Here is a 14,639-nt window from a genome sequence, read left to right as displayed (position 1 = left end):
AAAGGCAGGTAGAGCCAATTATGATAGATAAATACGGAAGAAACATTGACTATTTAAGAATTTCCCTCACAGACAGATGCAATCTTCGATGCATCTACTGTATGCCGGAGGAAGGCGTGAAATCACTTTCGCACGCAGAAATCCTCACATATGACGAGATCCTTCGTATCTGCAGGTGCGGTGCAGAACTGGGGATTCGCAAGATAAAACTGACAGGCGGAGAGCCCCTTGTGCGAAAAGGCTGCGCAAGTCTTGCCGGACAGATCAAGGCAATTCCGGGAATCGAAAAGGTAACACTGACGACAAACGGAATTCTGCTGGAGGAACAGCTGGATGATCTGCTGAAGGCAGGAATTGATGCCATTAATATCAGTCTGGATACGCTTGATCCGGAGCTGTTTAAGAAAGTGGCAAGAAGAGATGACCTTGCCAAGGTGTTAAAGGGAATTGAAGCAGCACTTACTCATCCGGGACTGTCACTGAAAATCAACAGTGTACCTGTCATCAAAGAAAAAGAGAACTTCATAGCTGTTGCCGGACTTGCAAAGAAATATCCGATCCACGTGCGGTTCATTGAGATGATGCCTATCGGATATGGAAAACAATTTCCATTTCAAGACGAGGAATCCATCAAAACAGTACTGGAAGAAGCATATGGACCGATGCATGCGGTAAAAGAACGCTATGGAAATGGACCTTGTCATTATTATGAAATTGCGGGATTTAAGGGAAAAATCGGATTTATCAGTGCCATGACGCATAAATTCTGCAATCAGTGTAATCGTGTGCGTCTGACATCAGAAGGATTTATGAAAGGATGCCTCCAGTATCAGGAAGGCACAGACCTTAGAGGGTTAATGCGCGGCGGATGCACAGATCAGGAACTGAAAGAGGCAATTTACCAGGTAATCTGGAATAAACCGGTCAGCCATAATTTTTACGAAGCAAAGACAGAGCAGGATGAGATTCGAGGAATGTCGCAGATTGGCGGATGATTTACAAAAGCAGGGGGAGTTGATAATGCAGAAAATATCTATGATAATTCTTGCCGGTGGTGCAAGCCGCCGTATGGGATGTGATAAATCAGATCTTATGATAGATGGAAAGACGTTTCTTGAAATGCAGATAGAAAAAGGAGAAAAGCTTGGAATCAGTGATATTATTTTGTCTGGTTATCATGGAGAAAAGAAATATAAATATCCGGTTGTGACAGACCGCATTCCGGGAAAAGGACCACTTGGAGGTCTGGAAGCATGCTTGCGCAGGGCAGAGAACCCACATTGTCTGGTGCTTGGTGTTGATGTGCCGCTAGTTCCGGTGCAGGAGTTGTCTGCATTGATTAGTACTGTGAACAGAGCAAAGTCAGATGCTGTAATTCTGAGACATAGCGGTCATGAGGAGCCATTGATGGGAATTTACAGGACAGACCTGGCGGATTCGATGCTGGAGGAAATCACTCTTAGAAAGGGTTCTGTATTTGCTTTCCTGAGAAAAACTGGATATGAATGCTATGAAAGCCAGGCAGAAGACTGGTATTTTTCTAATATTAATGATCCGGAAATTTATAAAGAGACAGTTGAAAAACATTTTGGACAGAAATAAAAAGGTTCAGGTTAAGGAAAAATTTATATGCCAGATAAAAACGATTAGCTTATGATTTGGGTTTATGATAGAAAATTTATGGTAGAAAAGCTTTTTCTTATGTGATAAGATGATATCAATTCGGGAAACAAAAATGTGTTCTGCGGATAAAGAATGTATGGGCAAAAGTGCATACAAAAAGAGAACGGAGTTGAAAAGATGAAAAAGAGAAACAATTTTTTCAGAAGTCTGCGTTTTCGTATTCTGATTATCTTGATCATTCTGGGAATTGTGCCAGGTGTTATTGTGACTTATACAATGCTCCATAACTATCAGGACCGGGCGGTTTCAATGCTTTCTGAGAGAGTAAGCGACCAGTGTGATATTCTGTGCAATCTGATCATCAAAGAGAATTATCTCAATGATACAGACTCAGAGACTGTAAACAGCAAGCTGGAGCTGTTTTCCAATGTGTATAATGGACGTGTTCTGCTGGCTGACAGAGATTTTAAGATAGTGAGCGATACGTTCCACACGGAAGAGGGAAAGACACTTCTGAGTTCTTTAGCTGTATCATGTCTTAAGGATGGAATTTCAAGCAATTATGATGCAAAGAATAAAGTGCTGGAACTGGCTGTGCCTGTCCAGAGTCCGGATGTTCAGCAGTTTCAGGGAGTTATGCTTGTAACTGTTTCGGCGATTGATATCGCAGAGACACTTGCGGAACTGGAACAGAGAGGCGTCATGCTGATTGGAATCATTATTGTTCTTGCAGGATTTCTGGCATGGCTGTTATCGACGATACTTGTAAAACCACTTGCCAGAGTAACGAAATCTATCGAGGATCTGACGGATGGAGTGCTGGATGAAGAAATCAGTGTTCCTGACTATACAGAGACAGAACTGATCACAGATGCTTTTAATAAGATGGTTAACCGCATGAGAATTCTGGATGAATCCAGACAGGAGTTTGTATCAAATGTGTCTCATGAGCTGAAAACACCGCTGACATCCATGAAAGTCCTGGCAGATTCGCTGGTAGGGCAGCAGGGAATTCCGGAGGAACTTTATCAGGAATTTATGGGTGATATCACTGCCGAGATCGACAGGGAAAATAAGATTATCACTGACTTACTTTCTCTTGTAAAAATGGACAAGAAAGCTGCGGATGTGAATATCACGCATATGGATATCAATCAGCTTCTTGAGGACATCCTTAAGCGCCTGCGCCCGATTGCAGATAAGCGGAATATTGACCTGATTCTGGATTGTTTCCGGCCTGTAGAGGCAGATGTGGATGAGGTCAAATTTACTCTGGCGATCAGTAACCTGGTGGAGAATGGCATTAAATATAATGTGGATGATGGCTGGGTACGCGTATCGCTGGATGCGGATTATAAGTATTTCTATGTAACAGTGGCAGACTCCGGCATGGGAATTCCAGAGGACAGTATAGAGAGAATCTTTGAACGTTTCTATCGTGTGGACAAATCGCATTCGAAAGAGATCGGAGGAACCGGTCTTGGACTGGCAATTACCAAAAGTTCTATTGCAATGCACCATGGAGCAATCAAAGTATTCAGCAGAGAGGGCGAGGGAACTACATTCTCAGTCCGCATTCCTCTGTCATATATACCGTCATAGGAGGTGCCGTTGTGAGAAAAAAATTTACAATGATCATATCCATGTTGATATTGAGCCTCCTATTGGCAGGATGCTCAATAGAGGTGCATGAAGATCCAAATAAACAAAAAAGCGTATATTATCTGTATGATATCAGTGCTGACGAAACACAGCTTCAGAAAGAATCTTATTTTCCAGAGGAGACAACTGCGGAGTATATGCTGAAAGATATGATGCAGCGGATGAACAGTCAGGAAGCTGACTCGGCGGATGGAATAGGTCTTTTGCCAGAGGGCGTGCAGATGAATTACAGCATTGAAGGAGATGTACTGGTTGTGAACTTTAACAGTCAGTACAGTGATATGAGTCGTGCAAGAGAACTGCTTGTGCGTGCGGGGGTTGTCAAAACTTTCCTGCAGGTTCCGGGAATCAGCTCTGTGAAGTTTACGATAGAGAATGAAGACCTGACAGATTCCAGAGGCCAGGCAGTGGGAAATATGACAGCAGATACTTTTGCCGAGTTTACGGGAAGTGAGCCGGATGCCTACTGCAGCAATACATTTACGCTCTATTTTACGGACAAAGAAGGTCAGAAACTGGTAAAAGAGCAGAGGACAGTGCGGTATAAACGTAGTATTCCAAAGGAAAGGATCGTCCTGGAGCAGCTTATGAAAGGACCACTGGAGAAAGGGCATTACCCGACGATTCCGGAGAACACCGAGGTTTTGGATGTAACGATAGCAGACAGAGTCTGTTATGTAGCATTTGACAGGGTATTTTCCTCTTATGCATTAGATGTGTCGGAAAATATACCGGTGTATTCTGTAGTAAACTCACTGCTGGATGCGGTTGAGGCGGACAAAGTGCAGATTACCGTTGGTACGACGGATAAGCTGGATACCTTTGGTGAGAAAATGGCGCTGTATCGTTTCTATGAACGAAATGACAAGTTGGTCATTAAAGAATGAGAGATGAAAGTTCTTATGTGATTAATTAAATGACTATCATGATCAGCAGACGAAACATACAAGTTAAAATTTTGTTATCAGATGTAAATTCGTAATGGTTTCGAACTCGCAACTCCGAGCGTAGGGAATAATTGCGAAGCAACAATATAAGAGAAGAGGTGCAAGAGTGAGGAGACGCCCGGTGTGTATCCTGTGCCTGCTTCTGGTTGTTTTTCTGTGTGTGACAGACTGGCTGGGATTTTCCCTGATACGGGGAAATCCACTGCCAGAGTCTGTGCAGACATGGATCAATAAGCACCCGGAATCCACCATCTGCGGGGAGGTGGTCAGGTGCCAGGAGAATGAAGAAACACAATCTGTATATCTGAAAAATACTTATCTTATTTACAATTCTGAAAAAGTTTCCATTGATAATGTAAAGGTTTATTTGCAACAAAAAAAGTATAATACGGACAAAAAGGACAATCACAATAAACTTCTGGCAGGAAGTCTTGTTTTTGTGTCCGGAAAGCTGGAAGAGATAGAAAGTCCACGAAATCCGGGTGAATTTGACAGTAAACAGTATTATGCCTGTCAACATATTTATTATGTGATGAAAAAAGGAAAAATAAAAAAACAGTCGCAGAATCATTCGGCATATGGACAGTTTCTGATTAATATGCGCCAGAGATTTGCGGAAATTCTGGAGAAAACCTGTGGGGCTGAGGCGGGAGCATTTGAAGCAATCGTGCTTGGTGATAAGAGCAATCTGGATCCGGAATTGAAGATGCGTTATCAGATGGCCGGAATCATACATATTCTGGCGATTTCAGGTCTTCATATCAGCCTGCTCGGAATGGGATTGTATAATATGCTGAAAAAAGCAGGGTTTGGTATCTGGCCTGCCGGTTTACTGGCACTGATAATCATGCTGCAATACGGAATGATGACCGGCGGAGGCGTTTCCACGATGCGCGCAGTTTGTATGTTTTTGCTTTCTGTAGGGGCAAAAATCGCGGGGCGGATTTATGATATGCCTACGGGGATGGCAGTGGCGGCAATTCTGATTCTGGTGGAGAACCCTGCTTATCTGCTGGATGGGGGATTCTGGCTGTCCTTTGGGTCGGTGATCGGAATCGGATGCGTGTGGCCGGTGATTCAGGAAGCATTGGGAAATTTGGAGAAAGAGGATAACGCAGGAAAGAAGATACTATGGTCTTTTCTGGCATCAGGAGTAGTACAGTTTACTACACTTCCGATTGTTTTGTGGTTTTATGGAGAAGTGTCGGTGATGGGGATTTTCCTGAATCTTCTGGTACTGCCTACAGTGGGAGTTGTATTGGGAAGTGGAACGGCAGACGCACTTTTGGGGTTGATCAGTATAAAAGGTGCGTTTGTGGTGGCTATTCCGGGAAGAACCATTTTGAAGATTTATGAGGTACTGGTTATTATAATCGGAAAACTGCCATTTTGCACCTGGGTTGGCGGAAAGCCTGAAATGTGGCAGATTGTGGATTATTATCTGATTCTGGCGGGTGCGGTGTGGATATATCGGATTTCGGAGAAAAAATACAAAGAAAATAAAACGGCGGTGATGAAAAAAAGAAAGGAAATCTGGAAATTCAGATGTCTATGTGCAGGTATGGTATGCCTGGGGATTCTTCTGATCGGATATAAACCGAAAGAGGATTTTCGAATTGCCTGTCTGGATGTTGGGCAGGGAGATGGAATTGTGATAGAAATGGAGAACCAGTGGAATATTCTGATTGATGGCGGAAGTACGAATAAAAGCAGTCTGGGACAATATCAGTTAATTCCGTACCTGAAAAGCAGAGGGATTTCCAGACTGGATGGAATTTATATTTCCCATACGGATGAGGATCATATTAGTGGCGTAAGGGAAATTCTGGACTATATAAGCAAAGGTCTGACGATTATACGTGTGGAAAATCTGATCCTGCCGGACTGGGATGAGGTTCAGGATAATAAAAACTTTCAGGAGTTGACAGAATTAGCAAAGGCAGCAGGGACACGGGTGATTTATGTAAATGCCGGAGATAGAGTCAGATACGGAGAGACTACCTTGAAAGTATTATGGCCGGAGGCAGGAGCGACCGGAAAAGAAGTGAATGAGGATGCCATGGTGATTGAAATGACAAACGGAGCGTTCAAAGGAGTTTTTACAGGAGATATCGGAAAGGATACGGAAGACAAATTATTGCAGAAGGGAGTTCTGGAGGATGTGGATTTTCTGAAAGTGGCACATCATGGTTCGAAATATTCCACAGGAGAAGAGTTTCTTGATGTTGTAAAACCGGAATTATCCGTTATTTCCTGTTCTGCGACAAACACATATGGTCATCCCTCGCCGGATACGCTGAAGCGCCTGGAAAACAGCGGAAGTAAGGTGCTGATTACGAAGGATGTGGGTGCAGTTACGATATATAGGAAGAGAGAACATACCTTTGTGAAAAGTTACTGCGTACTTCGTGGGATAGTAGCGTGTGCACAGTAACGTAAAGATTAGGTTACTGTTCACAGGTAGTATCCCGCGAGGTGTTTTTTGTGAGCGACGGTCACCTACAGAACCTGCCACTGGCAGCTTCTTACGGATGCCTGGCAACAGAAAACCCGAGACATGCCGCGCGAATTTATGCGAATAGCATAAATTCTGTGCATCGCGAAGCGTGTTACTGAGAACGCAGTGAACAGTAACAAGATTAGTGATTTACAGTAATATATTTAGGTGTCTTGACACCTAAATAGTCAGGTAGTATAATGGCACAGACAAAAAAGAAAATCCGGTATGATACCGGTGCGAGGAAAAAAAGAAATGAAAGAACATTATGATGTCATTATTGTAGGAACCGGAGCGGCAGGTCTGTACTGTGCGCTGAATCTCCCGGAAAAAATGAAAATTCTTCTGATCACCAAACAGGAAGCTGATCAGTCAGATTCTTTTCTGGCGCAGGGCGGAATCTGCATGCTGCGTGGAGAAGATGATTATGAAAATTATTTTGAAGATACCATGCGTGCCGGGCACTATGAAAATGATAAAAGAGCGGTTGATCTGATGATTCGCAGTTCCAATGATATTATCAGAGATCTGCTGCGTTATCATGTAGATTTTGCAAGAGATGGTCTGGGGAACCTGGCATTTACCAGAGAGGGTGCACATTCTCAGCCAAGAATCCTTTTTCATGAGGATATTACAGGGAAAGAGATTACACAGACACTTCTGAATGTCGTCAGAACAAAGGAAAATATAGAAATCTGTGAATATATGACGATGGTTGACCTGATTTCCAAAGAAAATACGGTTTGCGGAATTATCGTTATGAATCAGGAGGAGCAGGCGTTTCCGGTCTATTCTTCGTATGTGGTTCTTGCATGCGGCGGAATCGGCGGTCTGTTCAAAAATTCAACTAATTTTTCTCATATAGCAGGAGACGGTGTGGGAATTGCCATGAAGCATCATGTAGCAATGGAAAATCTGGATTACATACAGATTCATCCGACAACCCTCTATTCTCACAAACCGGGACGACGATTTCTGGTTTCTGAGTCCGTCAGGGGAGAAGGAGCAATATTGTATGATAAAAACGGACAGCGTTTTACTAATGAATTACAGCCAAGAGATCTGCTGAGTCAGAAAATTTTTTCGCAGATGGAGAAAGACGGAACAGAATTTGTGTGGGAAGATATGCGTCCGCTCGGAGAAAAGACGATCATGGAGCATTTTCCACATATTTATGAACAGTGCGTAGAAGAAGGATTTGACCCGAGAAAAGAGCCAATTCCGGTTGTTCCGGCCCAGCATTATTTTATGGGTGGAATTAAAGTTAACCTGGGAAGCAAGACGTCTATGAAAGGGCTTTATGCCTGTGGGGAAACGAGCTGTAACGGAGTTCATGGCAGAAACCGCCTGGCAAGCAATTCCCTGCTGGAATCTTTGGTCTTTGCAAGAAAGGCCGCAGATGATATGATATTTGGACAGGCACCTGAATATATAAAAGCAGATGCAGTCGATATGAAAATGTACGAAAACAGGGAAGAATTGCTGGATGGCTATCATAAGGCAGTATTAAACGAAATTGAAAGGATGAAAAAGAGTCATGAATAATATTACGATGAAAATGCAGGCAGATGAACTGATCCGTATGGCACTTCAGGAGGACATTACAAGCGAGGATGTTTCCACAAATGCAGTTATGCGCAGCGCAGTTAAAGGAAGTGTAGAACTTCTGGCAAAGGAAGATGGAATTATTGCCGGACTGGATGTATACGCAAGAGTATTCCAGATTCTGGATGAGAAGACTGAGATCAGCTTTAACGTCAAAGACGGAGATAGTGTAAAGAAGGGAGAGCTTCTTGCAACAGTAACCGGAGATATTCGTGTTCTTCTCTCCGGAGAAAGAGTTGCGCTGAATTATCTGCAGAGAATGAGTGGAATTGCCACCTACACGAATCAGGTTGCAAAGCTCCTTGAAGGAAGTAAGGTGACACTTCTGGATACCAGAAAGACCACACCAAACTGTCGTGTCTTTGAAAAATATGCAGTGCGTGTAGGCGGCGGATGCAATCACAGATATAACCTTTCAGATGGTGTACTTCTGAAAGATAACCATATCGGTGCAGCCGGAAGCGTGGCAAAAGCAGTAGCGATGGCAAAGGAATATGCACCATTTGTCCGCAAGATCGAAGTGGAAGTAGAGACGATGGAACAGGTAGAGGAAGCAGTAGAGGCGGGGGCAGACATCATTATGCTGGATAACATGACACCGGAAATGATGAAAGAGGCAGTAGACTTCATTGCAGGCCGTGCACAGACAGAATGCTCCGGAAATATTACAAAAGAAAATATTGCTAAAATTCTGGAAACCGGTGTTGATTTTGTCTCCAGTGGAGCACTTACACATTCCGCACCGATTCTGGATATTTCAATGAAAAATCTTCATGCGGTCGAGGAATAAAGATATGAATACTGCGCAGAGAAGAACTGAAATTTTAAAACTCCTTCATCAGGCAGAGAAACCGGTGGCGGCCAGAGCGCTGGCAGCACAGTTTGGCGTGAGCCGACAGGTAATCGTGCAGGATATGGCTGTAATCCGGGCCTCTACACCAGGGATTCTGTCTACTACAAAAGGGTATGTATTGCAGCAGGATAAAGACAGCGCATGTACCAGAGAATTTAAAGTCCGTCATGGACAGGAACAGGCAGCGGAGGAACTGAATCTGATCGTAGACTGCGGAGGCCGTGTAAAAAATATCAGTATCAGCCATAGAGTTTACGGGCGTGTCAGTGCGGAAATGGACATTCGATCCAGACAGGATGTAAATGAATTTGTCCAGGCAATCAACAGCAGCCATTCTACTGTGTTAAGCAGTGCAACTTCCGGATATCATTATCATCTGGTAGAGGCTGCCAGCCAGGAAAGACTTGATCTGATCGGAGAACAGCTGGAAAAGGCAGGATTTCTTGCGCCACTCCAGCCCTGGGAAGTGGAAAACCAGGAATAGTGGACAGGCATTTGCAGAGAAATTCAGATATCCGATTGACCAGAAATAAGTTTCCTGACCTGATTGTGAAGAGCAATAAGTAGTGGGAAATTAAGTACAGTAAAGGAAATAAAAAAATGACAATAGCAGAAATTCAGCAGGAAATCCTGCGGATGAAAAAAGAACAGGACATTTGCATTCTTGCACATGCATACCAGGGTCAGGAGATTCTGGAAGTGGCAGATTATACAGGAGATTCTTACGGACTGAGCGTACAGGCTTCCAAAAGAGACTGCAGCGGTGTGATTATGTGTGGTGTCCGTTTTATGGCAGAAACATGTAAGATTTTAAGCCCGGATAAGAGAGTATGGCTGGCAAATCCTGTAGCAGGCTGCCCGATGGCAGAGCAGCTTGATCTGGAAGGACTGCGCGAATTAAAAGCACAGTATCCGGACTATGCAGTAGTTGCCTATATCAATACAACTTCAGAACTTAAAACAGAATGTGATGTATGTGTAACTTCCTCTTCAGCAGTTGAAATCTGCCAAAAACTGGAGCAGGATAAAATCTTATTTATCCCGGATCCTAATCTGGGACATTATGTAGCAGAGAAACTTCCGGAGAAAACATTTGCATTTTACAGAGGCGGCTGTCCGAGACATATCGTAGTGAGTGCAAAAGACGTGGAAAAAGCCCGTGCAGCTCATCCGGGCGCACTTTTCCTGGTACATCCGGAATGCCGCCAGGAAGTAGTAGAACAGGCGGATTTCGTAGGCTCAACAACGGGAATTATGGAATTTGCCGAAAAGTCAGAACATAAAGAATTTATTATCGGAACAGAGAATAGTATTGTAGAACATCTACAGTTCGCCTGTCCGGATAAGAAATTCTACCCGGTTACGGTACAGCTTACCTGCATGAATATGAAAGTGACCACTCTGATGGATATTTATAACTGTCTGAAGGGCAGAGGCGGCGAAGAAATTTTCCTGCCACAGAATGTCATGGAAGGTGCCGGAAGATGCATTCACAGAATGGTGGAGCTGGGCGGCTGATATATATATAAAATTCTACTGGTCATTAGAAAAGAAAATTGGTACAATTATATGGTGGCAGAGTGGTATCACTTTGTCATCATTTTTGTTATCATCATGATAGAAAAATGATATAATGATGTTAGGGTCAAAAGGCATTTTGCCCCTAACTTGATATCTACGAATTGCTCCGCTGCAAAGCAGCTCCCGCAATTCTCAAACATTCGAAATCCGCTGATTTACTGCGTAAATCGCTACTTTCTCATGTTTGGCGGGTCCCAAGTTCAAAAGTCTTATCGTGCAAGCACGAACAATTTTTTGGCCTTTTGACCCTGATATCATATAATAGTACTTACTAACATAATTATTTTCTGTAAGAGGAATAGAATAGTCTATTGCTTATATATCATCATCTTGTGAAGCGTGGAATGAGCAGTAACATAAAATAAGATCAGGAGTAGAGAATTGAAAAATATACAGGCAGACATTAAATCAGGAAATTTCAAACAGGCGTATCTGCTCTATGGAGAAGAGGCATATCTGAAGCAGCAATATAAACAGAATCTCATAAAGGCATTAAATCCAGATGGGGATACCATGAATTTCAGTCATTATGAGGGAAAAGGTGTTGACATCAAACAGCTGATCGATCTTTGCGAAACCATGCCGTTTTTTGCGGACCGCAGAGTAATCCTGCTGGAAGATACGGGATTTTTTAAGAATAAATGCGAGGAGCTGGCGGATTATATGAAAGAGCTGCCAGACTACCTGTGTCTGGTTTTTGCAGAATCTGAAGTAGATAAGCGAAATCGTATGTATAAAGCTGTAAAGGCGTGCGGAACGATCGCAGAATTTGCCAGACAGGATGAGAAAACACTGATGCGCTGGGCGGCAGGACTACTTGGAAAAGCAGGAAAGAAGATCACACAGAGAGATATGGAACTTCTTCTCACCAAGACAGGAACAGACATGGGAAATCTCAGAATGGAGTTAGAGAAGCTGATCAGTTATACTGAAGGACGGGACATAGTAACAGCAGAAGATATCGAGGAAATCTGCACTACTCAGACAACGAACAGAATTTTTGATATGGTACGTGCTGTAACCGAGAAGAATCAGAAGCGTGCATTGGATCTTTATTATGATTTGCTGACATTGAAAGAGCCGCCAATGAGAATCCTGTTTTTGCTTGCAAAACAATACCGTCAGTTACTTCAGGCAAAACAGTTTGCGGCAGCAGGACTTGCCCAGACAGAAAATTGCCTCAAAGCTTGGGGTACCCAGCTTTGTTGTGCGAAATATCTCAACATGCGCCAGAGCGTATACCATATCCGAACTGGAGCAGGCGGTAGAGGATTTCGTGGATGCTGAGGAATCGGTAAAGACAGGACGTCTGGAAGATAAACTGAGTGTTGAGCTTCTGATTATTAAATATAGCAGTAAAGTAAGTACTGCAAATTAAAAAAGACAAACAAAAAAGACAGCCACATGACGGTGATGGCTGTCCTTTTAATTATAAGCTTATAATTAAAAATTCAAATATATGATTAGTCAATGCTGTTAACAGCTTTAGCTAAACGAGCAACTTTTCTTGCACAGTTGTTTTTATGATAAACACCTTTAGATGTAGCTTTGCTGATTGTGGAAACAGCATCTTTTAATGCTACTTCTGCAGCTGCTTTATCTTTGCTTGCTACTGCTGCTTCAACTTTCTTGATAGAAGTCTTAACTGCGGATTTGATAGATTTGTTTCTAGCTGCTTTTGTTCTGTTTACTAAAATTCTTTTCTTAGCAGATTTAATATTAGCCAATTCGTACACCTCCAATTTAATTCAATAAAAAATTATTATACTCCTGTCATAGAAACAGACACGGGCGCTTCTATGAACATGCTTATATATACTACCCCAAATATTCTTTCTTGTCAATACATATTTCTATAAAAAAAGCTAAAAATAGATAGAAAGTAAGAGGTTTTGCTATTAGAACGGAGTGAACCGTAACGAGGTTTTTGATGATGCAGGACTTCACATTTTGATGAGTTGGATTATTTACAGTATTTTCTGAAATTGCTATAAGTGGGAATGGAAGAGAATGGAAAATATCTGTCTGATGGTAAAACTATAATACAGAATGGATGATGAAAATAAGGGAGGAAAGAAGAATGCTTGGAAGTCATGGAATAAGAACAGATCTGGCACTTGAAGCAACGGAACGATTTACTGAGGAAAATGTAGAAGTACGCGGTGTGGAAGTCACAGAAGATTATAATGAAGAAAAAGATATCCGCACGACTGTAGTAAAAATCACCACAGAAAACGGCGCCCGGACGATGGGGCGTCCACAGGGAAATTATATTACCATAGAAGCACCGGGGCTTTCTGTCCATGATGAGGATTACCACAGAGAAATTTCAGCAGAGATTGCCAGACATCTGCAAAAGCTGATAAATCTGGAGCGGGAGCAGTCGATTCTGGTAGTGGGCCTCGGAAATTCTGCAATCACTGCAGATTCCCTTGGCCCTCATGTGGTAGAGAATCTTAATATAACCCGGCATATAATCCGGGAGATGCAGTCTGCAGAGTCTCGGAAAGGAGAGGATGCACCGCACCAGTGGAATCATTCCGGGAGTTATGGCGCAGACAGGAATGGAGACATCCGAGATCATACAGGGAATCGTGGCAGAAACGAAACCGGATGTAGTGATTGCAATCGATGCGCTGGCGGCCAGAAGTACCAGGCGTCTCAATCGAACCATTCAGATTACAGATACAGGCATCAATCCGGGATCAGGAGTAGGCAATCACAGGGTAGGTCTTACAGAAGAAAATCTTCAGGTGAAAGTAATTGGTATCGGAGTTCCCACAGTAGTAGATGCAGCCACCATTGTCCATGACTCCATGGCGCATCTGCTGGATACACTGGAAGAGACAGAACAGAAAGAATTTCTGGAAGAGATGATCGCGCCACATCTTCATACAATGTTTGTAACGCCCAAAGATGTGGATGAGACGGTGAAATATTTAAGTTTTACGATTTCAGAGGGGCTAAATATGGCATTTGAGGAAATATCAGAGTGAGAATAAGTGTATAAACAAAAAGATCGGGTCATAGGATAATTCAAGAGGTGATCCATGTGACAAATTTTCAGAAAGCGTTCTGCGTTGTGCTGAGCATGTGCTTTTTTGCCACTCTGGCGATGCTGCCGGGGGCACTTTTTACAGGAGAAAATGTGTACAGGCATCTGCCCCTGTACCGCTTTCTGGAAAAAAAGACTCAGGTACATTCCTACGAAGATCAGGAAACCTATGAAAAAATCGCAGGAGAAAATGGAAAATATCTGGGTGAACGTGCGAAGTCTGAACAGATGGAAGCCAAGGAAGAAGCCAATTCTTTGATGACGGAAGAATCGCAGAATCCGTCTGAGGGAGAAAAAGAAGCGGAAGCTTTAGCAAAAAAGAATAAGAAGTCAGACAATAAGAAACCAGATAAAGAAAATAAATCAGCAAAAGCTACGCCTGTACCAGAAGATACAACCGCATCTGACAAGAAATCAGAGTCAGAGTCAAAAATCTCTCCAGAGGTTCAGGAGACAACAATGCCAAACGAAGAGGATATACAGGGGGAAGATATACCAAAGGAAAATGTGGCAGATGAAACGCATATTCAGGAAAAAAAGTCAGAATTAAAAGAATCACCAGAGCCAGCAATCACCAATGAACCGGATGTCCACGATACTACAGAAACAATAGCAGCAGTAGTTCCTCATCCTGTAATTGACCTGTCCCCGGCGAAACTTGCAGACTATGATTATCTGCTGGGACAATTTTATATAGTAGATTCTAATACAGAAGCAGATGCCGTACAGATTAGCGCAGAAGACTTTCTGAATCAGGACTTTAAAATCTCCAAAGACACCGAGTCCCCACAGATTCTTATCTATCACAGCCATTCA

At 42.9% G+C, this 14,639-nt stretch carries 12 protein-coding genes and 2 pseudogenes; 13 read left to right on the top strand and 1 reads right to left on the bottom strand.

Going from position 1 to position 14,639, the window contains the following annotated elements; translation table 11 throughout:
- Nucleotides 1-20: 20 nt before the first annotated feature.
- From moaA to AC058W_RS16335, 11 genes are all read left to right on the top strand, one after another.
- Nucleotides 21-995 (top strand): GTP 3',8-cyclase MoaA, encoded by a 975-nt coding sequence (gene moaA / locus AC058W_RS16385; RefSeq protein ID WP_117676198.1) that lies wholly within the window; start codon nt 21-23, stop codon nt 993-995.
- Nucleotides 996-1,020: 25 nt separating this feature from the next.
- Nucleotides 1,021-1,602 carry a molybdenum cofactor guanylyltransferase gene (gene mobA, locus AC058W_RS16380; protein WP_178761660.1) on the top strand — a complete coding sequence of 194 codons (582 nt, stop codon included), beginning with the start codon at nt 1,021-1,023 and terminating at the stop codon, nt 1,600-1,602.
- Nucleotides 1,603-1,800: 198 nt separating this feature from the next.
- Entirely contained in the window at nt 1,801-3,225 is a 1,425-nt protein-coding gene (locus tag AC058W_RS16375; protein ID WP_118411142.1) for a sensor histidine kinase, read from the top strand.
- Nucleotides 3,226-3,236: 11 nt separating this feature from the next.
- Nucleotides 3,237-4,172 carry a GerMN domain-containing protein gene (locus tag AC058W_RS16370; RefSeq protein ID WP_117676195.1) on the top strand — a complete coding sequence of 312 codons (936 nt, stop codon included), beginning with the start codon at nt 3,237-3,239 and terminating at the stop codon, nt 4,170-4,172.
- 166 nt (nt 4,173-4,338) lie between these two features.
- Nucleotides 4,339-6,666, top strand: a complete 2,328-nt coding sequence (locus AC058W_RS16365) for a DNA internalization-related competence protein ComEC/Rec2 (RefSeq protein ID WP_118609583.1) — start codon at nt 4,339-4,341, stop codon at nt 6,664-6,666.
- Between the two features lie 318 nt (nt 6,667-6,984).
- Nucleotides 6,985-8,274: an L-aspartate oxidase gene (locus AC058W_RS16360; protein WP_118609602.1), complete on the top strand. Its 1,290-nt coding sequence runs from the start codon at nt 6,985-6,987 to the stop codon at nt 8,272-8,274.
- Nucleotides 8,267-9,124, top strand: coding sequence for a carboxylating nicotinate-nucleotide diphosphorylase (gene nadC, locus AC058W_RS16355; protein WP_117844823.1), 858 nt, complete (start codon nt 8,267-8,269; stop codon nt 9,122-9,124). Before AC058W_RS16360 ends, nadC begins: the two co-directional genes overlap by 8 nt.
- A gap of 4 nt (nt 9,125-9,128) precedes the next feature.
- A complete protein-coding gene (locus AC058W_RS16350; RefSeq protein WP_117676192.1) occupies nt 9,129-9,671 on the top strand; it encodes a transcription repressor NadR in 543 nt (180 codons plus the stop codon).
- 116 nt (nt 9,672-9,787) lie between these two features.
- Nucleotides 9,788-10,705 (top strand): quinolinate synthase NadA, encoded by a 918-nt coding sequence (nadA, locus tag AC058W_RS16345; RefSeq protein ID WP_118609584.1) that lies wholly within the window; start codon nt 9,788-9,790, stop codon nt 10,703-10,705.
- 444 nt (nt 10,706-11,149) lie between these two features.
- Nucleotides 11,150-12,055 (top strand): DNA polymerase III subunit delta, encoded by a 906-nt coding sequence (gene holA / locus AC058W_RS16340; protein ID WP_479390335.1) that lies wholly within the window; start codon nt 11,150-11,152, stop codon nt 12,053-12,055.
- Nucleotides 11,976-12,146, top strand: a complete 171-nt coding sequence (locus AC058W_RS16335; protein ID WP_479390334.1) for a hypothetical protein — start codon at nt 11,976-11,978, stop codon at nt 12,144-12,146. Before holA ends, AC058W_RS16335 begins: the two co-directional genes overlap by 80 nt.
- Nucleotides 12,147-12,231: 85 nt before the next feature.
- On the opposite strand, the gene rpsT is transcribed toward AC058W_RS16335, so the two are convergent.
- Nucleotides 12,232-12,510: a 30S ribosomal protein S20 gene (rpsT, locus tag AC058W_RS16330; protein ID WP_117676189.1), complete on the bottom strand. Its 279-nt coding sequence runs from the start codon at nt 12,508-12,510 to the stop codon at nt 12,232-12,234.
- Between the two features lie 338 nt (nt 12,511-12,848).
- Between rpsT and gpr the strand changes: the two are divergent.
- Nucleotides 12,849-13,764 (top strand): annotated as a pseudogene (gene gpr, locus AC058W_RS16325) (GPR endopeptidase).
- A 56-nt stretch (nt 13,765-13,820) separates the two neighbouring features.
- A pseudogene (locus AC058W_RS16320) lies at nt 13,821-14,639 on the top strand (hypothetical protein); the annotation flags it as partial.

Source organism: Blautia sp. CGZ-1-C1, assembly GCF_056504575.1.
The sequence above is the reverse complement of the archived record's forward strand: the minus strand, read 5'-3'. Positions and strand labels throughout refer to the sequence as shown.

Excerpts from the sequence above, each read along its gene's own strand:
- nadC (WP_117844823.1), top strand. The coding sequence starts at position 8,267 with ATGAATAATATTACGATGAAAATGCAGGCAGATGAACTGATCCGTATG.
- moaA (WP_117676198.1), top strand. The coding sequence starts at position 21 with ATGATAGATAAATACGGAAGAAACATTGACTATTTAAGAATTTCCCTC.
- nadA (WP_118609584.1), top strand. The coding sequence starts at position 9,788 with ATGACAATAGCAGAAATTCAGCAGGAAATCCTGCGGATGAAAAAAGAA.
- AC058W_RS16360 (WP_118609602.1), top strand. The coding sequence starts at position 6,985 with ATGAAAGAACATTATGATGTCATTATTGTAGGAACCGGAGCGGCAGGT.
- AC058W_RS16375 (WP_118411142.1), top strand. The coding sequence starts at position 1,801 with ATGAAAAAGAGAAACAATTTTTTCAGAAGTCTGCGTTTTCGTATTCTG.
- AC058W_RS16350 (WP_117676192.1), top strand. The coding sequence starts at position 9,129 with ATGAATACTGCGCAGAGAAGAACTGAAATTTTAAAACTCCTTCATCAG.
- mobA (WP_178761660.1), top strand. The coding sequence starts at position 1,021 with ATGCAGAAAATATCTATGATAATTCTTGCCGGTGGTGCAAGCCGCCGT.